The organism is Nocardia aurea (genome assembly GCF_003123685.1).
GTDB lineage: Bacteria > Actinomycetota > Actinomycetes > Mycobacteriales > Mycobacteriaceae > Nocardia > Nocardia aurea.
Window position 1 is genome coordinate 1 of sequence record NZ_QCYJ01000100.1, and the last position, 22,323, is coordinate 22,323.

At 63.8% G+C, this 22,323-nt stretch carries 19 protein-coding genes and 3 pseudogenes; 12 read left to right on the top strand and 10 right to left on the bottom strand.

What is annotated here, in order from left to right; translation table 11 throughout:
- Positions 1-94 precede the first annotated feature (94 nt).
- The gene (locus tag DAT37_RS20395) at positions 95-394 is read right to left on the bottom strand and encodes a hypothetical protein (RefSeq protein ID WP_109526419.1); all 300 of its coding nucleotides are present in this window, start codon (positions 392-394) and stop codon (positions 95-97) included.
- Between the two features lie 30 nt (positions 395-424).
- Between DAT37_RS20395 and DAT37_RS20400 the strand changes: the two genes are divergently transcribed.
- From DAT37_RS20400 to istB, 3 genes and pseudogenes are all read left to right on the top strand, one after another.
- Positions 425-2,764 (top strand): coiled-coil domain-containing protein, encoded by a 2,340-nt coding sequence (locus DAT37_RS20400; protein WP_109526420.1) that lies wholly within the window; start codon positions 425-427, stop codon positions 2,762-2,764.
- Positions 2,765-3,151: 387 nt separating this feature from the next.
- Positions 3,152-4,669 (top strand): annotated as a pseudogene (gene istA, locus DAT37_RS20405) (IS21 family transposase); the annotation flags it as partial.
- A gap of 134 nt (positions 4,670-4,803) precedes the next feature.
- Entirely contained in the window at positions 4,804-5,586 is a 783-nt protein-coding gene (gene istB, locus DAT37_RS20410) for an IS21-like element helper ATPase IstB (protein ID WP_109526421.1), read from the top strand.
- A gap of 250 nt (positions 5,587-5,836) precedes the next feature.
- Here istB and DAT37_RS44180 read toward each other — a convergent pair whose 3' ends face one another.
- Positions 5,837-6,664, bottom strand: coding sequence for a hypothetical protein (locus DAT37_RS44180; protein ID WP_157978569.1), 828 nt, complete (start codon positions 6,662-6,664; stop codon positions 5,837-5,839).
- 396 nt (positions 6,665-7,060) lie between these two features.
- Between DAT37_RS44180 and DAT37_RS20420 the strand changes: the two genes are divergently transcribed.
- Positions 7,061-7,333, top strand: coding sequence for a hypothetical protein (locus tag DAT37_RS20420; protein ID WP_109526423.1), 273 nt, complete (start codon positions 7,061-7,063; stop codon positions 7,331-7,333).
- Between the two features lie 253 nt (positions 7,334-7,586).
- On the opposite strand, the gene DAT37_RS20425 is transcribed toward DAT37_RS20420, so the two are convergent.
- The 6 genes and pseudogenes from DAT37_RS20425 to DAT37_RS45565 all read right to left on the bottom strand — a co-directional run bounded on the left by DAT37_RS20425 (position 7,587) and on the right by DAT37_RS45565 (position 11,142).
- The gene (locus DAT37_RS20425; protein WP_109526424.1) at positions 7,587-8,597 is read right to left on the bottom strand and encodes a hypothetical protein; all 1,011 of its coding nucleotides are present in this window, start codon (positions 8,595-8,597) and stop codon (positions 7,587-7,589) included.
- A complete protein-coding gene (locus tag DAT37_RS20430; RefSeq protein WP_157978570.1) occupies positions 8,594-9,100 on the bottom strand; it encodes a hypothetical protein in 507 nt (168 codons plus the stop codon). Before DAT37_RS20430 ends, DAT37_RS20425 begins: the two co-directional genes overlap by 4 nt.
- Positions 9,101-9,394: 294 nt before the next feature.
- Positions 9,395-9,958 (bottom strand): GNAT family N-acetyltransferase, encoded by a 564-nt coding sequence (locus DAT37_RS20440; protein ID WP_157978571.1) that lies wholly within the window; start codon positions 9,956-9,958, stop codon positions 9,395-9,397.
- Positions 9,959-10,099: 141 nt separating this feature from the next.
- Positions 10,100-10,257, bottom strand: a pseudogene (locus DAT37_RS45555) (GlsB/YeaQ/YmgE family stress response membrane protein); the annotation flags it as partial.
- Positions 10,258-10,260: 3 nt separating this feature from the next.
- A pseudogene (locus DAT37_RS45560) lies at positions 10,261-10,553 on the bottom strand (serine hydroxymethyltransferase); the annotation flags it as partial.
- 52 nt (positions 10,554-10,605) lie between these two features.
- Positions 10,606-11,142 carry a hypothetical protein gene (locus tag DAT37_RS45565; RefSeq protein WP_157978572.1) on the bottom strand — a complete coding sequence of 179 codons (537 nt, stop codon included), beginning with the start codon at positions 11,140-11,142 and terminating at the stop codon, positions 10,606-10,608.
- Positions 11,143-12,276: 1,134 nt separating this feature from the next.
- Between DAT37_RS45565 and DAT37_RS20455 the strand changes: the two genes are divergently transcribed.
- Complete coding sequence (locus DAT37_RS20455) at positions 12,277-13,479, top strand: helix-turn-helix transcriptional regulator (protein WP_157978573.1); 1,203 nt, start codon at positions 12,277-12,279, stop codon at positions 13,477-13,479.
- A gap of 64 nt (positions 13,480-13,543) precedes the next feature.
- On the opposite strand, the gene DAT37_RS20460 is transcribed toward DAT37_RS20455, so the two are convergent.
- Positions 13,544-14,788 (bottom strand): NAD(P)/FAD-dependent oxidoreductase, encoded by a 1,245-nt coding sequence (locus DAT37_RS20460; RefSeq protein ID WP_157978574.1) that lies wholly within the window; start codon positions 14,786-14,788, stop codon positions 13,544-13,546.
- On the bottom strand, positions 14,788-15,108 hold the full coding sequence (locus tag DAT37_RS20465; protein WP_109526431.1) for a 2Fe-2S iron-sulfur cluster-binding protein: 321 nt from the start codon (positions 15,106-15,108) through the stop codon (positions 14,788-14,790). Before DAT37_RS20465 ends, DAT37_RS20460 begins: the two co-directional genes overlap by 1 nt.
- 349 nt (positions 15,109-15,457) lie before the next feature.
- On the opposite strand from DAT37_RS20465, the gene DAT37_RS20470 reads away from it, so the two are divergent.
- The 7 genes from DAT37_RS20470 to DAT37_RS20500 all read left to right on the top strand — a co-directional run bounded on the left by DAT37_RS20470 (position 15,458) and on the right by DAT37_RS20500 (position 22,196).
- Complete coding sequence (locus tag DAT37_RS20470; protein WP_109526432.1) at positions 15,458-16,348, top strand: SDR family NAD(P)-dependent oxidoreductase; 891 nt, start codon at positions 15,458-15,460, stop codon at positions 16,346-16,348.
- A 24-nt stretch (positions 16,349-16,372) separates the two neighbouring features.
- Complete coding sequence (locus DAT37_RS20475) at positions 16,373-17,608, top strand: cytochrome P450 (protein ID WP_109526433.1); 1,236 nt, start codon at positions 16,373-16,375, stop codon at positions 17,606-17,608.
- Positions 17,605-19,110, top strand: a complete 1,506-nt coding sequence (locus tag DAT37_RS20480; protein WP_109526434.1) for an aldehyde dehydrogenase family protein — start codon at positions 17,605-17,607, stop codon at positions 19,108-19,110. The genes DAT37_RS20475 and DAT37_RS20480 overlap by 4 nt, the downstream gene beginning before the upstream one ends.
- A gap of 219 nt (positions 19,111-19,329) precedes the next feature.
- Complete coding sequence (locus DAT37_RS20485) at positions 19,330-19,704, top strand: Zn-ribbon domain-containing OB-fold protein (RefSeq protein ID WP_109526435.1); 375 nt, start codon at positions 19,330-19,332, stop codon at positions 19,702-19,704.
- On the top strand, positions 19,701-20,837 hold the full coding sequence (locus DAT37_RS20490) for a thiolase family protein (RefSeq protein ID WP_198654370.1): 1,137 nt from the start codon (positions 19,701-19,703) through the stop codon (positions 20,835-20,837). Before DAT37_RS20485 ends, DAT37_RS20490 begins: the two co-directional genes overlap by 4 nt.
- Positions 20,838-20,847: 10 nt before the next feature.
- Positions 20,848-21,390, top strand: a complete 543-nt coding sequence (locus DAT37_RS20495; RefSeq protein WP_157978575.1) for an SDR family oxidoreductase — start codon at positions 20,848-20,850, stop codon at positions 21,388-21,390.
- A gap of 17 nt (positions 21,391-21,407) precedes the next feature.
- Positions 21,408-22,196, top strand: a complete 789-nt coding sequence (locus DAT37_RS20500; protein ID WP_109526438.1) for an SDR family oxidoreductase — start codon at positions 21,408-21,410, stop codon at positions 22,194-22,196.
- The last annotated feature ends 127 nt before the right edge of the window (positions 22,197-22,323 follow it).

Below are 22,323 nucleotides of genomic sequence, written 5' to 3' on the forward strand. Positions count from 1 at the left end.
CGCATCGGTCACCACCTCATCACCCACCCCGGAAGTATCGGACATATTGTGCGGCAGACCAAACCGATACAACAACTCATTCTGAACTGATCTCTTACTGCGTGAACGCGCCGGTCGCAGCTTCCGCACCAATCTCATACCCCCGAGCCTCGACGGTGTTGAGGAACTGGTATACGTACTGGCCCACGACACCCTGCAAGAAATCGCCGAACACCAACTCGGAATTCAGCTCGACACAGCCCTGGAGCGACTCCACACCTGGTCCGACCATTATCGGGACCAGGGATGGCCCGAGAACACCCCAGACTTCCTGCTGCGCCGCTACTTTCCCATCCTGGGCCAGCACGAAGACCTGGCGCGCACCAGTGCCCTGGCCTTGGACGCCGTCCGTCACGACCGTATCCGCGCGCGAACCGGCGGTGACGTGATCGCTCTAGCCGAGATCGGCGCTGTGCAGCAACACATCTGCGACCAACCCGACCCCAACCTGCTCACCACCGCACGCCTGGCCCGCTACCGCGACCGCCTCCACCACCACAACACCAACATCCCCACAACACTGCCGGTCTTATGGGCCGAACTCGGCCAACCCGACCGCGCGGAAACCCTCGCCCGCACCATCACCGACCCTGTACAACAGGCCGAGGCGCTCGGTGCGGTCGCGACCGTGATCGCGACGAACGACCCCAATCGCGCGGGCCACCTGATCGAGCACGCCGCAGCGGTCGCTCGCAACATTGCCGACCTGGAGCAGCAGGTCGGCGCACTCCTTGAGGTCGTAACCGCGGTCGCGAAGACCGCTCCCGACCGCGCGGAAGCGATCGCCCGCACCATCACCGGCCTGGACCATCAGGCGTGGGCACTCGCTGATATCGCGACCGCGACCGCGGAATCCGACCCCGAACGGGCGGGCCGCCTCGCGGAACACGCCGAAGCAGTCGCCCGCACCATCACGAGCGCGCAGCAACAGGGCCATGCACTCCGTACGGTCGCGGCCGCGGTCGCAGAAACCGACCCCGAACACGCCGAAACGATCGCCCGCACCATCACCCACCCTGAACAACAGACATGGGCACTCCGTGCGGTCATGGCCACGATCGCGAAAACCGACCCCGAACGGGCGGGACGTCTCGCCGAACGGGCCGAAGCGATCGCCCGTACCATCAGCGACCCGGAACAACAGACATGGGCACTCCGTGCGGTCGCGACCGCGATCGCGAAAACCGACCCCGAACACGCCGAAACGATCGCCCGCACCATCACCCACCCTGAACAACAGGCGTGGACACTCCGTGATATCGCGACCGCGATCGCGGAATCCGACCCCGAACACGCCGTAGCGCTCGCTCGCACCATCACCGACCCGGCACAACAGGCACAGGCACTCGCTGATATCGCGACCGCGACCGCGAAAACCGACCCCGAACACGCGAGCCGCCTCGCCGAACATGCCGAAGCCATCGCCCGCACCATCACTAACCCATGGCAACAGACCCAGGCACGCCGTGAAGTGGTGGCCGCGATAGCGAAAGTCGACCCCGAACACGCCGTAGCGCTCGCTCGCACCATCACTGACCCGGCACAACAGGCACAGGCACTCGCTGATATCGCGACCGCGACCGCGAAAACCAACCCCGAACACGCGAGCCGCCTCGCCGAACATGCCGAAGCCATCGCCCGCACCATCACTAACCCGGTCGAACAGGCACGGACACTCTATCGGGTCGTCACCGCGATAGCGCAATCCGACCCTGAACACACAGGCCGCCTCGCCGAAGCGATCGCCCGCAGCATCACCGACCCGGAACAACAGGCCGTGGCGCTCCGTGAAGTCGTGTTCGCGATCGCGGAATCCGACCCCGAATACGCCGAAGCAGTCACCCACACGATCACCGACACGTTGCAACACGCTCTGGCACTCCGTGCGGTCGCGACCGCGACCGCGGACTCCGCCCCAGACCGCGCGGAAACCATCGCTTGCACCATCACCCACCCGGAACAACAGGCCCAAGCACTCTGCGAGGTCGCGACCGCGACCGCAGAATCCGACCCCGAACACGCCGAAGCGATCGCCCTCACCATCACCGACACGGCACAACAGGCACAGGCACTCAGTAACATCGCAACCGCGATCGCGGAATTCGATGCCGAACGGGCGGGCCGTGTCGCCGAACGCGCCGAAGTGGTTGCCCGGACCATCACTGACCCGGCACAACAGGCATGGGCACTCGGTGATATCGCGACCGCGATCGCGAAAACCAACCCCGAACACGCCGAAACGATCGCCCGCACCATCACCAAGCCAACGCAACAGGCACAGGCACTCGGTGATATCGCGACCACGATCGCGAAAACCAACCCCGAACACGCCGAAACGATCGCCCGCACCATCACCGACCCGGAATATCAGGCATGGGCACTCGGTGAAGTCGCGACCACGATCGCGAAAACCAACCCCGAACACGCCGAAACGATCGCCCGCACCATCACCGACCCGGAAGTACAGGCCGTGGCACTTCGTGACGTCGCGATCGCGACCGCCGAGACCGACCCCGAACAGACGCAGGTTTCCGATCGCGTAATGCGTTCACCGCGCAACCCGACATTGAGACCGGCCGTAAGCCCCCCGCACAACCGAAGTAGGCGACTTCTCGCACTCGCCTGGTTTCTCACCAGTTGGGAGATTCCGGTTTCTGCACTGCCCGTTGTCGACTCGACAGCTCTACGTGCATTAGTCGATGATTTGCTGATTGAATCGGCGTGACGGACCGAGACGAACACCACACCCGATCGGTCGGGAACTCATCAGAACTGATGACCACCGGCCCACTGGATCCCTTCGGCGCGCCACCGACGGCAGGTATTCACCCTGGACGACCCAGCTTAATACCGAGAATCCATGGCAGACCCGATCTCATCTCGATATGCCCCGCCGAAGGCATGTCTGTCGGCGTTCACGGAAATCCCCAGGTTGAGCCGGTTTTCGTTCACGTAATTCCCGGTCTCTCGTTCACGTAATCGGGCAGGGTGTCGTTCACGTAATTCCCCATCGTGGTGGGCGTGTTGCGGCTGGTGTGGTCCTCGCAGGAAGTTGGCTGCTCCCATCTGATGAAGGTGATGGGAGCCAGAGTTGGCGAGGAGAACGTTCGACGTGGTCGATATCGTCGAGATCTTGATTCACTGGCATGCGGGTCGTTCGCAGAGCCAGATTGCGTCCAGCCTGGGGTTGGACCGCAAGACGGTGAAGAAGTATGTGGATCCGGCCGTGGCGGCCGGGCTGTCTCCGGGCGGTGGTCCGGTGCGGTCGCCGCAGGAGTGGGGCGAGTTGGTGCGGGAGTGGTTGCCGCAGCTGGCCGACACGCGATTGCGGCAGACGACATGGCCGCAGATCGAGGCCCATCGTGACTACATCGTTTCGATGCTCAACGCGGGGGTGAGCAAGCAGACGATCTGGCAGCGGCTGCGTGACGAGGCGGGTTTGACCGCGTCGATGTCGTCGCTGAAAAGGTATGTGGAAGCGAACCTTGCGGAGCAGGACCAGCGGGCGAAGGTCACGGTGCTGCGTGATGACCCGCCGCCGGGTGAGGAAGCCCAGATCGATTACGGGTATTTGGGTTCGTGGACTGATCCGGTGGGTGGTCGCAGGCGCCGGATCTGGGCGTTCGTGATGGTGCTGGCCTGCTCCAGGTTGATGTTCGTGCGGCCGGTGCTGACCATGGACCAGCAGGCATGGACCCAAGCCCATGTCGAGGCGTTCACGTTCTTCGGTGGTGTCCCGGCTCGGTTGGTGCCCGACAATCTGCGGACCGGGGTCGCGCGCCCGGATCTGTATGACCCGAAGATCAACCGCTCCTATGCCGAATTAGCCCACCATTACGCCACTTTGGTGGATCCGGCCCGACGCGGGAAACCCAAGGACAAGCCGCGGGTGGAGCGGCCGATGCCCTATATCCGTGACTCGTTCTGGCGTGGCAGGGAATGGACGTCGCTGGCCCAGATGCAGTCCGCGGCCCTCGATTGGTGCCGGGAGGTCGCAGGGGCCCGTTCGTGCCGGCCACTCGATGGCGCCTCACCGATATCGGTGTTCGCGGCGATCGAATCCGAAGCGCTGATTGTGTTACCGCGCAAGGACTTTGTGCTCGCGGACTGGACGACGGGAACCGTCGGGCCCGATATCCATGTCAAGGCAGGAAAGACGCTGTATTCGGTTCCGTGGCGTCATATCGGTCGCCGGGTCGATGTCCGGTCGACGTATTCGATGGTGCAGATCTTCGACAGAGGCGAGCTGATCGCCACCCATGTGCGTAAACCGTTCGGCAAACAGTCCGACCTGTCGCACTATCCGCCGGAAAAGATCGCCTTCGCCATGCGGGGACCGACCTGGTGCCGCAACCGCGCAACCGAGATCGGCGAATCAACCGTCGCGGTGATCGCCGAATTGCTTTCAGAGAACGCGCTTTTCCGACTGCGCGCTGCCCAAGGAGTGCTCGGGTTGGCCGACAAACACGGCACTGCCCGGCTCGAATTGGCCTGCGCCAAAGCGATCACTGTCGGGGACCCGTCCTATCGGACGATCAAGGGCATCCTCGTCGCCGGGCTCGAGACCGACCCGCCACCACCATCGACCGGCGACGGAGGTGCCGCGGCGTTCCTGCATGGACCTTCGCGGTTGTTCGGAAACGTCATGGCCCTGCCCAACCCGAACAGCCCGGCCGCTATCGCCGCCACCACGACGAACACCGACCGCGACGACGACGCCCGCGATGGCGCGGCTGATCTCGACCGTGATGAGGGGGTTTCGGCATGATCGTCGACGTCGCCCTCGAACAAGCCCTGCGAACCTTGAAGCTCTCAGGGATGCTGCAAACCCTGGAATCCCGTCTCGCCCAAGCCCGCGCCGGGGATCTCGGGCATATCGAGTTCCTGCAGGTCCTCTGCCATGACGAGATCTCGCGGCGCGAATCCCAGTCGATCGCGCGCCGCATCCGCCGCGCCCAATTCGAACAACAACTCACCCTGGAGCAGTTCGACTTCGCCGCCTCCCCGAAACTGCCCGCCGCTCAGATCCGCGACCTCGCGGCGCTGCGGTGGCTGCCCGTCGGTGAATCGGTCGTGCTCTACGGACCTGTCGGAGTCGGGAAAACTCATGTGGCACAAGGACTTGGACATTTGGCAATCCGCCAGGGCGCCGAGGTCCGGTTCATGAAAACCAGCCGACTCCTCGCCACCCTCGCCGGTGGTCACGCCGACCGCACCTGGGACAAACGGCTACGCGAGTTCGTCCGGCCCGCGGTGCTCATCCTCGACGACTTCGGCATGCGCGAACTCACCGCCACCCAAGCCGACGACCTCTACGAACTGATCTCCGAACGCGCCGCCGCCGGTGGCTCCATGGTCCTCACCTCCAACAGGTCACCGGTCGACTGGTATCCGCTGTTCCCGAATCCCGTTGTCGCCGAGTCTCTCCTGGACAGGCTCATCAACACCAGCCACCAGGTCTTCATGAACGGACCGTCCTACCGGCCCAACAAACGCCCCGGCACCAAGACCGAGCCGAAGACCCCGAAAAAGGAGGCCATCGGGTAGAACATCAACCAGGACCCACCACCTGCCCAATTACTCGAGCGGACCGGCCGGGAATTGCGTGAACGTCGACAATGTCGAACACGGGAACCGCGAAGACCAACGCGACGGCGGCGCGATACTTAGGTTCGGTAAACACCCACGATGACCAGTCGTTTTCCAGGCGACCATGTTTGCGTGTCCTGCCGAGGACACGAACCTGCGACTTCCCCTCGTACCCGGACTGCCCGGTAATAGGGAGCGAATCGACGACTCAACGTCGGTTGTTTCGCCTCGCGGCTGACTGCTTCTTCCGCTGAGCCTTCCGTCGTTCGGCCGACTTATCTTGACTAGCAAGGGGCTTCAGGACTTGGCTGAACCGACGGCGGCCATCACTTCTCCACCCTGCGAGTATGGCGGGTAGTCTGTCCCGGGTGATCAGCCACTGCATCGCGGCGCGCGTGTACCTATCGGGAAAATCGTCTGCCAACTTGCGAACCGTCCGGTCCTTTAACGCCTGCACAGCAATGGTCGTATACGGGGCGACGTTGTAACGGTCAAGACCCTGAACCTGCGTGACTCCGGCACAGAATCCCGCCCCAACATGCCACGCTGCGCCAGCCATGACACCACCAGAGTCCTCGCCCTCGGGGTCCGTCAGACTACAAAGAAGATCGACAAGCTGGCGCTCGTATTGATCGAGTTCCATCGGGCGTTCCGCCGCCAAGGCTGTGGAGTACGCTGCTTCGGCATCCCCTCTGGTGCGCAAGACATGTCGACGTACATAACCGCCCATGTCGAAATGCAGCACCGCGTCCGACTGGATGTTGGATGCTTTGCCGTGGACGGCTCTAGTTGCGCGATACCCACTCAACACGACAAGTTCAGATCGACGCTCGCCCTTACGCCCTTCACCTCGACTCAGCCGGGCATATGGCGAAGATACGAACGGGCAGATCTGGGCTGCATACAGTCCACATATCTCGTGTACAGGAGCTTCGGATGTAGTGACGTCCTCATCCGTCTCCTCGAACATCACCTGCCAACGCAACTCGTCATGAAAGGGGAGCGTGCAGACAGCGCAGAGATCGAATGCTGCCATAGCGATTTTGCGCCTTTCGGAAACAGTGCCGAAGTCTGGTGGCGACTCCTGACCAATCGTCGCGATGATCGGATACCCGCGGGCATCGACACGGAGGTGGTTACACCGTAACGGGCGGGGCACGCTAGCAGGTCCCCGATCGGCCATGTTCGACATGCTCAACTTCCTACCGCACGGGTCGTGCGCGTCAAACATCGGAAGCGACAGACTGATGGGCCACACCACAGCCGACGGGGTTGCAGCGGCCAGAAGTCAGGACCGGAATTTTTGGCATATTCTTGGCCTAGTCCGCAAACCAAAGCAGGTCAGGCACGGTGACCATGCCTGACCTGCTTTTTATGCTCCCCCATCTGGACTCGAACCAGAAACCTGCCGCCAGCAGTTCGAGGTGTCTTCATGATCTCCGACGGTACGTCGCTCGACAGTCGACACCGCATCATCGCCAACGGCCACCGCGACGACCAAGCAGACAGCATCACAGAGACCACCGCCAACTTCCCATACCCCGTCCCCTCTCCGGACAACACGATGCTGCAATATCTGATCCAGCGGGCGCGGGAACAGGAAGACGAGGAAGGCCAACCCCCATACCTCTGGCTGGCCGTTCACGCCTGGTACGAAGGCACCCTGCAGACCATGGCAACCACACCCGACACTCCCGCCGAATAGGCAGCCCCCAAAGACAGTAAAAGCGGCCGATCCACCCCGGCTCGCGACGATTTTTGAAGCGAGAACGTGGGGTTTCCGCGGGCCAGCAGATCCTGTACCTGTTCGTGTGCCCCGGCGCCTTGCAATCGGTGCAGCAGCCAGGCCACTTCGCGTGGGTCGTCGAGCGTGCTGGTCGAAGGGTCGCGGGCCAGCAGAGCGTGCACTTGGTCGTGTGCGTTGGCCTTCGATAATTCGCCGAGCAGCCAGGACACCGTCATCGGGTCATCGAGTTCGGCGTGCGCGGCAGTGTCGCGTGCCAGCAAGACTCCCAATTGCTCGTGTGCGCCGGACTTTCGGAACTCGCGTACCAGCCACGCGACGCGCCCGGGTCATCGAGAACGGCATGCGCGGCGGCGCGCTCGGCCAGCACGAGGGCCTGCTTGTCTGCCCCTGCCGTCCGCAACTCACGCAGCAGTCCCGCCACTCCCAGCGGGTCATCGAGCTCGGCATGGGCGGCCGGATCGCGCGCCAGTAATACCCGCACCTGTTCGTGCGCCCCGGATTGCCGCAATCCGCGCAATACGCGCGCCACGTCACGCGGGTGGCCGAGTGCGGTGTGAGTGGCGGGGTCGCGGGCCAGTAGCGCCAGCATTTGTTCGCGTGCCCCGTTCTCCCGCAGTTCGTCCAGCAGTTCGGTTACACCGGCCGGATCGAGGGGACTGTGCTCGGCAGCCCAGGTGGCGGGTTTCGGGTCGTCGGGGAACAGCGTGCTCATGGAGGTGACGAGTGCGCGGGCCGAGCGCGGGTGGCCGTGGCTGGTGGCGTTCTTCCACAGTTGGGCGGCTTCACGGTAGATCCTGCGGTCCCAGGCGGCCTGAGCGAGGGTGTGCTGGTGGGTGCGGTGGGTGTGGGCGGCGGCTTGCCAGAACCCGAGTGGCGGAATCAGGTGGGCGCGAGTGCGTCGACCGTGCTGGTCCAGGTAGTCGGCCAGTTGATACACCTGCTCCTCTGCGGTGTCACCGCCAGTGCCCTGCCGCCCCGGTCGGCCGGGTGCGCTGGCGGGGCGGGGGCGGATGAGGGTGATCGGACCGCGTGCGCCCTTACACGATCTGCTGGTCTCGGCGAGCGCGGCCTCGAACCAGTCGTGATCGAGGCAGTCCCATTCGGCGTCGCTGAGATAGCCTGCGGCAGCATCGCGCAGCAGCGTGAACGGCAACACGTTCGGATGTCCCATCCGCACCGCGTCCATCGCCGTCCCGATAACCGCCTGCCCCGTCGAGCTCACAGAGCGCGAGTCTTGCCCGTCGAAGAATCACCGAGCATGACAGCGATCCCGCTGCACCCATCCAGTGCCCGCTCCACCACACCGGCGAGCAGATCATCGTGAGCACGCGCTATGTAGGGCGGCAGCATCTCCGCCTTGCCCCCACCCCGGCCTTCCGCGCTCGAGGCGGTGATGGTTTCGTGCACCTCCAAAGCGAATGGATCCAATATCTCCGACAGCGAGACCCCCGGGCGGTGCCTGAACTCGTCGCTGGCCCGAGTGTGTGCGTCCTTCCACATTCGAAGCGCACCCGGCTCGGAAATACCCCACGCACGCAGGACAGGATCGAGATTTACCCACCGAGGGAAGGTGATGCCCTGCACCCAGCCGTGAATCGTATTAGGGGCGGCCGTTACTCCCGCAGCCGCTGCGAGCTTGTGGTAGCTGACCGCAACGCCGACGTAGAGCGAATGCAATGCCCGCTGAAGATCCTCTCGGGTACGGACCTCGTGTGGGTCGATCACCACCACTCCCCTCACATACCAGCGGACCGTGTTCGGTACCGTTCGGCAGCCCAGGCCCGCACACACCGGTCGACCTCGTATCCGCAGCGATCAGCCCGCACCGGGTGCACCGAATACGCCAAACGCGCAACGCTGACCACCATGATCAAAGACATCCTCGCTGGCATCGCCCTCATACTGCAGAACGCCGCCCGGATCCCCGCCGAACTCACCGAACTCCTCGAAGCCTGCCAGCCACTCGTCCCCGCCGCGCGCACACTCACGAGCCCCGGTCCACACCCCGATAAACCAGTTTCATCGTCGGTCAAAAGGCGCATCGCTCGGTCGTGACGACTCAATAACGAAGTGGCGAAACAACTTATCTCTTCGCTTCTCCACTTCTCCCTCGGTCACGTTCGCAACTACGTCCACTTTTCGCAGCATCCCCAAGCTGCCGTGGTTCTTGGCCTCCACAACCCCGCCCAGCGTCGCGACGTCGGCCAGGTCGGCGTGTGTCAGCAGTGCCATGAGGATCGCTGTCCCGATCCCTCCGCATTGTCGCTTCGGGTCCACGGCAATATTCACCCCGCCGTGGAAGGGTGGGTTCACGGGATCGCCCTCGTTAGGGCCGCCATCGCCGGTTACCTGAACCGAAACATAACCAATGGGAGCGCTCGTTTCCGGATCGCGTGCCATCCACCGTTGCAGTGGCCGAGCGCGATATATGCCTGCGCTGATTCTCGAGCCGCCAACCGAAGGCCGAAGCTGGTGCTCGAGAGGGCCGACGTAGTTCGCGATTGACTCGTTCTTCCACCACAGTTCCAAGACCTTAAGGTCAGCACTGGTGAAATCGGTCAGATCAATCTCGGGCAATTCCATGCCTGCCATCATCGCCTATTCGCTTGGGAGCGAGAGCAGTTCAGCGAGTGTCGGAGCATTTGTCCTCTCCGCTACCCCGGACACTCGTCGAGGGCGACCGCCCAGTAGGTGGTCGCCCTCGACGAGAACCAGCCGGAAGACTCAGCGCAGGGCGCTGCGGCGGCCCGTGACCAGCCCGAGGAGAAACAGCAGGATCACCGCACCGACCAGGCAGGTGAAGAAGCTGAACCACAATCCACCGCCCACGACGTCAGTACCCGCAGCTTCAGCAGGAATCTGCCCAGCAGGCCACCGACGACGATCTCGGCGAAGTCCTGCTTGGCCAGGATCAGACCCGACCGCTGACCGCCCAAGGTCTTGTGCACCGTGGAGGGCACCACATCGGCGTACGGCACCGGCGACGGATGCAGATCGGCCGCGACAAGTCCGGCGAAGTGGGCCATGTCCACCCATAGCGAGATCGCCGACCACCCCGCCACGATCACCTTCGGACGCGACGCCCGCGCGACGTCGGCGACCTCCTTCATATCGATACGGTGGTCTTCCTTGCTCACCCCGGACGATGCACCTCGTAGAGCTTGCCAGCCAAACGTAAGGTGGGCCAGCACGCTTCTTCGTTGTCAGGAGATTTTGCGGAGAATACCGAATCAGCGAGGTGGTGCCGTTCTCGGTGCGAATAGCCTGAACGCACTGAAGACCAACATAGCCGAAAGTCCGACGAGTACCATGTATCCGCCGAGCCTGATGTTCGGCAAGGTTTCGGCAGTCTGCGACCACGTCAAGGGCCCCTTAATGGCTAGGACGGAGAAGAATAGGGCCATCAGGCCCGCGACCAGACCTGCGGCTGCCCACAACCGACTCGCGCTGCGTACGGTCAACGCACCCAGGACGATCACGCCGACAAAGAGCATCCACGAAAGCCATCCGAAGTAGGCTGTCTGGACTGCGGACGGGCCGCCCTCGGTGGCGACTCTCAAGGCACTGAAATCCATCGCCACAGAGGGAGTCCCCGTCTTCGGGTCAGCTGGGCTATGGAGCCAGTCGGGGCCAACGGTGCTGCCGATCAGAACAATCGCCGTGCCGAGGACGATTGATCCCTCTCTGATTTCCCTACCTGCCACTCGTTTGTTCGCGGCTCGTGCGGTCCTCATAATTGCCTTACTGGAAATATCGTCGTTGCTCATATTCGCATTGAACGGGATTGCAGAAATCGCCGTACTGTCCTATTTCTCGGACAGCAAATCTGCGTTCCGGTTCTGCCGGTTCCGGTTGAAGACTGGCTCTGGCACACACTTCGTGATTGATCCAGCTTGAGATCTGCTGAGACGCAGTCGGGTTGGCCCATCGCCGATGGTGTGATCGCGGAGTACTGAGGGTTCCTTTCCACATCTGGACTGGATGGCCATCGGTGCGGTTCGTGCAGCTGGTTCGACGGTGCGTATCGACGCGCTTTCGACGGAGTCGAATTGTTCGACCTCCCGGCGGTCTCGGTCCACCCGATACCGCTACCGAGGCAAGGCGATTCCCGCACCCTGGCTGGCGGCGCTGCCCGCACCGACACCGGCGGCATGATCTCGTGGAGAACCCGGCGCTCAGTAATCGGCACGCCGGGTTCGGCGGGCGGGCCGGGGAAACCCACCGGGAGCAATCCCGGCAGGGCGCTCCGGTCCGACCCAACAACCTCGGCGGTGCCGTCGAACGCACCATCGCTCGGCACCGGCGTCGCCTCACCACGATTCCCGAGGTCGATCACCGGCCGGAACTGCCCGGGATCGGCGAGGTCGCGACAGCTCCGGCACACGGTCCGGTCCAGGCGCATCTGCGTGCTGATCGGACGCGATGCGGACCCGCGACTGTCACGCCCGAATCCATGGCTTGCTGGCGGGCGGTAAGTCCCTGCGCAGTATCGGTCGCGAGCTGGGTTTGGCGCGCGGCAACATCCGCCGTTTCGCCCGCGCTGGCTCACCCAAAGAGTTGCTGGTCAAACAACCGCCCCGGATACCGCGACTGATGTAAGGCTCTAGTGCTTTGGCACGTCGAAGTATGCAACGATGCCTGCGCCCCGACGTCTGTCACTTCGCCGTCACCTCTATGGGCAGACCGCGGCGACAGCGTTGGATGCTGCGAAAAGTGCGCGACGACTCGCCCTGCTGATACGACTCCGAGGTGCGATGGACGCATTGACACGACATAGGCGTGATCACCCGAAAGGGTGATATTTCTCGATGCTCGGTAGGAGTCGCCGCATTATGTGATGCACTACCATGAGTCGTTACCATTATGACGATGGTCACAGTGGTAGCTGGAAGGGGATGGTCATGACGCAGATTGCGTTCGAAGGCCACCTGCGGCCGTTACTGCCCTCTCCATTCGAGCGCACGGTGAGCACGGGAGAACTGGCAGAGCTCGACGCGGTCTTGAATTCAGCGCTTGACCTGGTGCGCCCGGCGACCAGCGTCCCGATCGGAGAGGTGAACGACTTCGGTACAGCAACCCGGGCGCTCGAAGAGGCTTGGGAGGTTGTGAGAAGAGCCTTGAAAAGCACATCGGCGCAGGGAGACGCGCGCGATCACAACCTGCTGGCGCTCATCGACCGCCTTCGTCGGCTCGATGTAGTCGTCCGTGAAAGCGAGTCTCGGCGCCGGCAAGCAGTACTTCAGGCCGTAGGACCGTCACTAAGCCGACTCCAGGCGGCCGAGTCACTGCCGCGTTTGATTGCACTGGTGCCCGAGGTGATCTGCCACCTCGGGTTCGATCGCGCCATCATGTCGCGAGTTATCGATGCCCAGTGGGTTACGGAGGCGTCCCACGTCGTCGGCGACGAGGCATGGGCTGACATCATCACCCAAGTTGGGCAACTGGCGCCGGCTTCGCTGCGCGGTGCCAGCATGCCTGAATCGGAGGTGGTGCGGCGGCGCGCACCGGCGCTGGTCCGCGACGTTCAGAGCACGGCTCGGGTACATCGGCCGATGGCGGAAGCTTCCCTCTCACGCAGCTACGTCGCTGCTCCGATCGTCTTGCAGTCACACGTAGTGGGCCTTGTGCACGGCGATCGTGTGTTCCACCGCGGAGATATCGATTCTTTCGACCGCGATATCCTGGCAATGTTTGCAGATGGCCTCAGTCTCGCCTTCGAGCGAGCGTCGATGGAAGCGCGTCTGCAGAGCATTCGTTCTAGCCTGCATCAGTTGATTGGCGAGGCGGCAGCGCCGGATGAGATGGATCGTGGGCTGGAGAGTCCACCCGCGCCGCTGGCAGCAACCGGTAGTTCGGCGCCGCGTTGGCGTTCATCGCTCGGCTCGGCGTCGATGGACGTGCTGGCCGAGAAACTGACGAGGCGGGAGCTCCAGATCGTGCGACACTTGGCGCGTGGTGAGACCAACGCACAAATCGCCTCACGCCTAGTGCTCTCGGAAGACACGGTCAAGACACACGTCAAGCACATCTTGCGGAAACTGGGCGCCTCGAATCGCGCCGAGGCGGTATCGAAGTGGCTCTTGGCCAACGCCGGTCAGGCCTGACCGGAGAACGAACGAGACGGATAAGAGCCGGTTCGTGGAGACGGCTCTCATCCGTCTACATTCGTCAGGTGAGCGCGAGCGCTTCTTTAAGTGGCTTCGTCCCCGCGCGCAGCGCCTCGACCGGGACTTGCTGGCCGCTCACGATCAGTCGCTTCGCTGCAGCGAAACCCGCCGGGTCATTGACAACTTCCGCACAGCGAACCCGACCCCGGTTGAGATGTAGCACCATGAATGACGTGTCGATCCGAGGGTCGCCTCGAACCACCAGCTCATGGCCATGCTCAAGGACGCCGGCCACCTGTAGTTTCAGGTCGTATTGATCGGACCAGAACCACGGCAGCGCTTCGTACGGACGTGGACGGCCCAGGATGGACGCGGCAGCGACCTTCGCCTGCTCGGTCGCGTTGGGCACCGACTCGAGGCGGCGCAGCGTCCCGCTCGTGACCTCGGGGAAGCGTGCAACGTCGCCGACTGCGTAGACGCCAGGGGCCGACGTACTCATGTGCGCGTCCACGAGGATGCCGTCTTCGACGGCAATGCCCGCAGCTTCCGCCAGCTCGGTGCGAGGCACGAGCCCGATGCCGACGACCACGAAATCGGCTGGCACGCTACGTCCGCTCGCGAGGCGGACCGCGGTCACCGCGCCGGACTGATCGTGGTCGAAGCCCTCAATAGAGGAGCCGGTCGACACGTCGACCCCTCGGTCGATGTGCTGGCACCGGTAGAAATCAGCGATCACCGGTGAACTCACGCGGGCCAGGAGCCGTGGAGCGACCTCGACGACGACCACCTCGACGCCGAGTGCTCGGGCAACGGCCGCAAACTCGAGCCCGATGTATCCGCCGCCTACGACCACGACTCGGCTCCCAAGCGTCATGCGGTCGCGCAGAGCGTCTGCGTCGACTTTGGTCCGCATATAGTGCACGTTGGGCGCCAAGACCGTGCCGGGAAGCGTGCGCGCCTGTCCGCCGGTCGCCATTACGAGATGGTCGTAGGGCAGTCTCTGCCCGTCGCCCAGTGCCACAGATCGGCCTTGGGGGTCGATGGACTTGACGCTTGTGGAGATCTGCACGTCGATGTTGTGCTGTTCATAGACCTCGCGCCGTCGCAGGAGGAGGTCGGCCGCAGATGATGTCCCCTTGAGGTACGCCTTTGAGAGGGGGGGACGAGAATATGGGTAGAGAGGTTCTTCACCGATCATTGTGATCGGGCCAGAATATTTGCCTTGACGTAACGCCGCGACCACCTCGGCGCCAGCTTGGCCGGCACCGACTACAACGACGCGGCCATTGGCAGATGGGTCGGTCATCACTGATCCGCCGGGAGTTGCAGGACGATGCCGTCGATGTCGGCCCTACAGACAATCTGGCACGCCAGGCGGCTGTTCTTGGCGCGCTCCGTTGCGGTGGCCTCAAGGAGCGCGTCTTCCTCAGGGCTGATCACCGGTAAGACACTGTCCCATTCTCCCTGAACGAACACGTGGCAGGTAGCGCATGACAGCTCGCCACCGCACTCTCCGAGGATGCCCGGAACCAAGTTGTCCAGGGCCGCATTCATAGCACTGCTGTCCTTGGTTGCGTCGACCTCGTGCCGGGTGCCGTCCGGTGCGACGAATACCACCTGCGCCATTGCCGTCCTCCTTCTATCGAATCCGGTGACCGGAATCACTGTGCTTGGCTTGAACGCTAGGCGTTGGAAGGGTGCGCGATCATCACTCGCTGGTGGTCACTCCACCTCCCGGACGGGTGTCACGAGCGTGAATCCGGTCAGTGCGGGCCTCACGAAGCTGCCTCTTTTGCGTCCTGCACCGCGCTACCCGCTCCCATCGTGTCGCCCTGTTTCGGTCGGCTTTCAGCAGCCCGGGCAGCGGGCATCAACCCCAGGGGGTGATCGAAGGAATCCCCACGGGAGATGTTCGGAAGGGAGCGTCTTCGTAATGTCGGTCACACCGGATTAACACTCACGATGGGACAACGGCATGACAGAACTCAAGGGAGCAAATGTCGTCGTGACAGGCGGCGGTGCGGGTGTAGGTCGTGCTCTCGCTCTTGAGGCGGCGCGGCGCGGAGCTCGGGTGGTAATTGCTTCGAACAGCGATGCCACAGAGGCCGTCGAGACGATCACGGCTGCTGGTGGCCAGGCCAGTTGGGTCGACTGCGACATCTCCGACTACCAGGCCATGGTCGACTTGGCCGCCCACGTACGGGATGCCTATGGCGGCGCCCACGTCCTGGTCAACAACGCGGGATCGTCAGCTGAGCCGGGGGCCGGTCTCGATACCGCCGACCCCGGGCTCGCAGCGCGGCTCTTCATGGTCAACGTCCTCGGTGTCTTCAACGGAATCCGGGCTTTCGCTGCCGACCTGCGCGCCGCGGACGATCGAGGTGAGCCAGCGTATGTCCTCAATGTCGGTTCGGAGCATTCACTCGGGGTACCGCCGCACGTCATGCCCATCAGCCCTTACACGGTCAGCAAATACGCGACCCTCGGATTCACCGATGTAGCGCGACGCGACTTCGCGGATTCCGGCGTCGGCGTGACCATGCTCGCCCCTGGATGGGTCCTGACCGAGCTGGTGCAGTCACTGATCGAGGCCGATGAGGGCTTCCGCGAAGCGGTGTCGCCGTACGCACAGACCGGCGAGTTTGTTGCCTACGCCGCCTTCGACGGCATGTTGGCCGGGCACTACATCGTAGCGACCAACCCCGCGTCGCGAGAGTTCGCGATGGAGCATGCCTACGCCGTCATGGCCGAGGTGCAGCGCCTCCCTCTCAAGGCCGCCGAGGAGGACCCCCACGACGGCACCGGCGATCCGGCGAAGTGCCCGGTGGCCCATTCGCTGCTCGGCTCTACCGCACCTACCAACTGACCAGTCCGTTCACAGGAGAAGAACATGACCACAATCCCGGAAACCACCCTCGGCCTGCCGGATTTCAGTGATCCGGCGACATTCGCCGACGCTGTGCCGCACGATGCGTTCGACCGTGTGCGGCAGCTGCCCGGCCTCTACTGGCAGCCGTCCTCCTACGGCACCTTCAACGGCGGCTTCTGGATGGCGACACGGTTCGCTGACATCCTCGACATCGAGAAGCGCGGCGACGCGATCACCGTCAAGCATGGTTTCAACTTTCCCGTGCCGGGCGTCACGGAGCCGCCCGAAGAGACTGCCATGTGGGCTGCGCTGCTGATGCGCATGGACGCTCCTGTCCACAGCCGTGTCAGGCGGGCCGTCGCCGCGTCGTTCGGTCCGCGAGTGGTTGCCAACTTCGAACACTGGGTGCGTGACGTTGTCGACGAGGTCCTCGACGACGCGCTCGTCAACGACGAGTTCGATTGGGTCGAGAAGGTCGCGAAGTACGTCCCTTCGCGCGTCATCGCGCAGATCCTCGGCGTACCCCGCAGCCGTCGTGAGGACATCGTCAATTGGGTGGACGCGATCTTCCACGTAGCTCAGTACGACGACGCCGGAACCCGCATGCTGGTGATCGCGCAGGAGATTTTCGCGTACATCGGCGAACTCCAGCAGGAGAAGCTGAAGGCCCCTCAGGACGACGTCACCACCGTGATGGCGCAGTACGCCGAACGGGGCGAGATCTCGCAGGAGGAGTTCACCTTCTTCATCTTCCTTTGTATCGTGGCGGGCTACGAAACCACGCACACACTGATCGGTCAGATGATGTGCATGATCGTGCATGACGAGCAGATCGCCAAAGTCTCAAGGGAGTTCGTGGCAACCGGTGAAGCCGCTCGCCTCGTCGATGAGTTCCTGCGGCACATCACGCCGGCTATGAACATGGCGCGGATCGCAACCACTGACATACAGGTCGCTGGCACTCAGGTTCTCAAGGGCGACGTGATCCAGATGCAGTTCGTCGCCGCGAATCGCGATCCGGAGGCATACATCGACCCACATGCCTTCAACCCGGGCCGCACGGAGACCACGACTCTTGCCTTCGGCTCCGGACCCCACCGCTGCGTCGGCAACGTGCTGGCGAAGATGGAGGGACGGATTCTGCTCGAGCAGCTCCTGCAGCGCAAAGTCAGCTTCGAGCTGGCCGGTGAGCCTCGTCGGGGCAACAGCACCTGGATCAACCAGCTGTTCGAGTTGCCGCTTCGGGTGCAGCGATGACCGCCGTACAAGTCGTCTCAGCCCGGTTCCCCGAGATCCATCCGGAGTCACGATACGAGCTTTTCATCGACGGTGCCTCCGTTTCGTCCTCGGGAATGGAGAGTTTCCGCTGTTTTGATCCGTACGAGGAAACCGAGTGGGGCGTCCTTGCCGCCGCGACGGACGATGACGTCGACCATGCAGTACAGGCGGCACGGACCGCTTTTCCCAGCTGGGCGGCAACCCCGGTCGCCGCGCGGGCGGAGGTACTGCGTGTCTTGGCAAACCTCATCCGTCAGAACGTGGAGGAGTTGGCCCGTCTCCAGGTCCACGAAAACGGTAAAACGATCACTGAGATGCGAGGTGCTACCTCGATGCTCCCCGCTTTGGCAGACTACGTCGGCCAACTCGCGATCAACCACCACGGGGCGTCACTCCAGCCGACGTTGCCCGGCCACGACGCTTGGACCCGGCCGGAGCCGATCGGTGTGATCGCGGCGATCGCACCGTGGAACAACCCTTTGCTCTTATTGGCCTGGAAGCTGTTCCCGGCGATCGCAGCCGGGAACACTGTTGTCGTCAAACCATCGGAGGTCACTCCGGTTTCAACCCTGCGACTGGCGCAATTGGCACACCAAGCCGGCGTGCCGGCGGGGGTCATCAACGTCGTCACGGGGGCGGCTGCGACAGGCGCCGCGCTGGTGAGGCACCCGGATATCGACAAAGTGGCGTTCACCGGTTCGACTGCGGCAGGGATCCAGATCGCAAAAGCTGCGGCCGCGCGAGTCCTGCGCACAACACTCGAATTAGGAGGCAAAGGCCCGCAGATCGTCTTTCCTGAGGCCGATCTCGAACGCGCGGTGCCGAGCCTCCTCGGCGGGTTGATCGCAGGAACCGGGCAGGCATGCAACGCCGGTTCGAGGCTACTGGTGCACGAGAATGTGTACGACGAGGTTCTGGACGGGCTCAAGGAAGCACTCAAGAAGGTCGTCATCGGGGATCCCCTCGGCCCGCAGGTTCAGATCGGACCGCTCGCATCGCGGGCCCACTACGAAAAGGTCACCGGATATTTCAACATCGCCGACGGCGAGCAGGAGACGACGCTGCTCTTCGGCGGCCGGTCCGGCGCGGCACTCGGTGGCGGGTCCACCGGGCTCTTCGTAGAACCCACTCTCTACTCCACGCCCGGCAAGTCGTCGCGGGTCCGGTGCGAGGAGATCTTTGGACCGATCGGAGCGGTGATCGCCTTCGGCAGCGAAGAGGAAGCCGTCGCCATCGCCAACGAGTCCGAGTTCGGCTTGGTGTCGGGCCTTTGGACACAAGACGTCGACCGGGCCGCACAGGTGTCCAAGCAACTGCGATCCGGCGTCGTATGGATCAACACGTGGCGAGCCTTCGGGATCAACGTGCCGTTCGGAGGTTACAAACTCAGCGGCGTGGGCCGCGAACTGGGGCCCGACCTTCTCCGGGAGTACACAGAGACCAAGGCCATCTGGTTGGGCCACGCAGCCGCCCCGGCCTGACCCGATCGGTGCAGGGGTCCCCGTAGCACGGGGGCGGTGGTACGGGGACCCCTGCAGGCCGCGCCGAGACGTGATGATCCCTCGGTCCGGCACTCCTCGGAGCCGCGATGCCTCTGCAGGGTTGGCTTCCTGCTCCCTTCGAGTCCGAACCGTTTCACGGGTCCGGACGGTGGCGTTTCATCCCTTCAAGACAAGTACGAAACGGATAGAGGTTGGCTGATGACGGAGCAGTTGAAGACCGGGGTTCCCTCGGGCGTCTGGGTGGCACGGTGCGCCGCCTGCGGTGCGGTCGCTGTGCCACGACCCGAGTTCTGCCCTCAGTGCCTGAGCGACGATGTCGTGGAGGAATGGAACAGCGGCGCTGGAGTCGTGTATTCCGCCACAGTAGTGCGCCGCGGCCCCAAAGGCGTCGCGCTCCCCTACGGGCTCTCGTACATCGATCTCGGCGAAGAACTGCGTGTGATGGCTCGATACGAGTGCAGCGACACACCGCTGCTACCGCAAACCCCGGTCGTGGTGGCACAGACCGGCCAGACCGGTTCCGTACCGATTCTCACCGCGTCCGTCGTTACACAGGAAGGAAAGAAACCGTGATCAGGGCGACAGTTGCGGGTGCATTCGCCACCCCGTTCACCAAGGTCGGCGACGACATCGCGGTTCTCGGTGCCCGAGCGGTGCGCGGGTTGCTCCAACTGACCGGCGCTGACAGGGCGGATATCGACGTGGCTGTCACCGGTACGGCCCTGGGGGGAACCCTCGTCGGGCAGCGAATACTCAAACGCCTGCAAATGACAGGTATCCCCGTGATCAACGTGGAAAACGCGTGCGCGACCGGCGCCACGGCCGTTCATGTGGCAACACAGCTGGTCACTTCCGGGCGCGCCCGTAGCGTGATCGCGGTCGGGGCTGAGCAGTTGTCCGCGCTCGGCGGCGGAACCCTTCCGCTCGACAGCACAGACATCGAGGCTACGCAGGGATCGGTCATGCCGGCCGTCTACGCGATGCGGGCAAGCCGCTACCTTTGGCAGTACGGCGTGCGCCCGGAGGAGATGGCTCAGGTCACGGTGAAGAACCGGCAGGCCGGAGCCCTCAACCCGATCGCGCGATTCCAGGATCCGGTGACGCTCGATGATGTCCTGTCCTCGCCGATGGTCTGCGACCCGCTGACCCTGCTGCAGTGCTCATCGAACAGTGACGGCGCCGCGGCGGTGCTCGTGTGCTCGCCCGAGTACGCCACCGAGTTGACCTCGCCCGCGGTCGACATCCGCGCGTCGGTCGTCCTTTCCGGTGCCTACTCGAACGCACCCCGCGACCTGCTTACGCCGGACATCTCGGTCCGCGCTGTCGGCCAGGCTTACGCGGAGGCCGGCATCACGGCTGCCGATGTCGACGTGGCCGAGGTCCACGACGCCTTCACCATCGCTGAGCTTCTGTACTACGAGACGTTGGGGTTCTGCGCTCCCGGCGAAGGCGCGAAGTTCCTGGCGGAGGGCGGCCCGCTGTCAGGTGGTTCCGTCGCAGTCAACCCGAGCGGTGGGCTAATCGCTCGCGGCCATCCTGTCGGTGCCACCGGAGTTGCACAAATCGTCGAGGTGTACCAGCAACTGACAGGCGCGGCCGGTGCCCGCCAGGTGCGTAATAGCCAGGTCGCGGTGACTCACGTGACCGGGGGTGGGATTGCAGGAGTAGACAACGGCGCGTGCAGCGTGCACGTGCTCGCGAACTGAGGAGATCGCCGTGAATGCGCGCGTAGTAATCTTGGGAGAAGGTCCGCTGGCGGCGGTTGCCGCTGATGAACTCCGTGGCGCCGGTTACGTCGTTAGTCCCGACGACGAGGCGACCGGACTTGCACAGGTGCTCGTCATCACCGACGCCATCGATGCGCAGTATGCCCTCGCCGCCATACGCCGGCACCAAGACGGCCTTGCCGCGACAGGGCGAGGCCGCGTAGTCCTCGTCGGCAACAGGGACTGGCTTGGATGGCCCGGGCGTGCCGAGGAAGCGGCCGCAACCGCAGCCCTGGTGGGCCTCACCCGCAGCCTCGCTCTCGAGCTAGGACCGCAGGGCACCACCGTCAACCTCATATGTCCCCCCGGACCTTCGACGTACACGGCCGACAACCCGTGGGCCGAGCCGCCCCCACCGCTCACAGGCCCTGTCGACGACGGCGACGTGGCCTTCGCGATCGCATTTGCGGCCGACGAGCGGTCAGGCTACTTCACCGGCCAGGTCCTTCACGTTTCGGGCGGGCTCAGCGTCTTGAGCTCGCTCACCGCCTGATTCCGAAGAGAGATCCCATGTCTGAAGGTAGAACAGAGCCGCTCAAACGGACAGCAGTCGTGACAGGCGCGGCCAGCGGCATCGGCCTGGCCATCGCCACCCGGCTCGCCTACGACGGAGCCAACGTCATCATCAACGACATCTCCGCCGAAGCCGCGGAGAAGGCGGCTGCGGGCATTCGCGTGAACGGTGGTACCGCGCTCGCCATCGATGCCGATGTCAGTGATGCGGAAGCCGTCACGGAGCTCGTCCGACGTGCGGTCAGCGAGTTCGGGGGTGTCGACATCATGGTCAACAATGCCGGCATCGAGGGCGACGCGGCGCTGCGGAAGATCCAGCCGGACTTCTGGGATCGGGTGATCGACGTCAATCTGGACGGGGTATTCAACGGTTGTCGCGCCGTGGCCGCTGTTATGGATGGCAGCGGACGTATCGTCAATATCGCTTCCCGAGCATGGCTCGGATGGTGGGGGCAAGGTGCTTACGCGGCCAGCAAGGGCGGCGTCGTCAGCCTCACCCGTGCTCTGGCGGTGGAACTCTCCTCGAAGGGAATTACCGTCAACTGCGTGGCGCCCGGCCTGATCGACAGCCCCATGCTGCGTAAGGTTCCCCAAACCGTCTTCGACAACGTGCTCCGCGCCCAACCAAGCGGACGGATCGGTACGTCCGACGATGTCGCCCACCTCGTGCGCTTCCTGGTCGACGACCGCGCAGGAGCGATCACCGGTCAGATCCTCTACTGCTGCGGCGGCAAGAGCCTGTTCGCTATGCCGGCTCGGCGTCCGGCCGCCAGCCCCGGTTCCTGAGGAGAGCGTCATGCCTAGAGATTTAGTTGGTTCGACCGGGGGCTATTCGGCCGTCGACCGGATCATGCCGCCATGGCAGACCCGAGTAGTCAGCTCGGTGCCCGCTACACAGTCCTGTGTCTCAGCA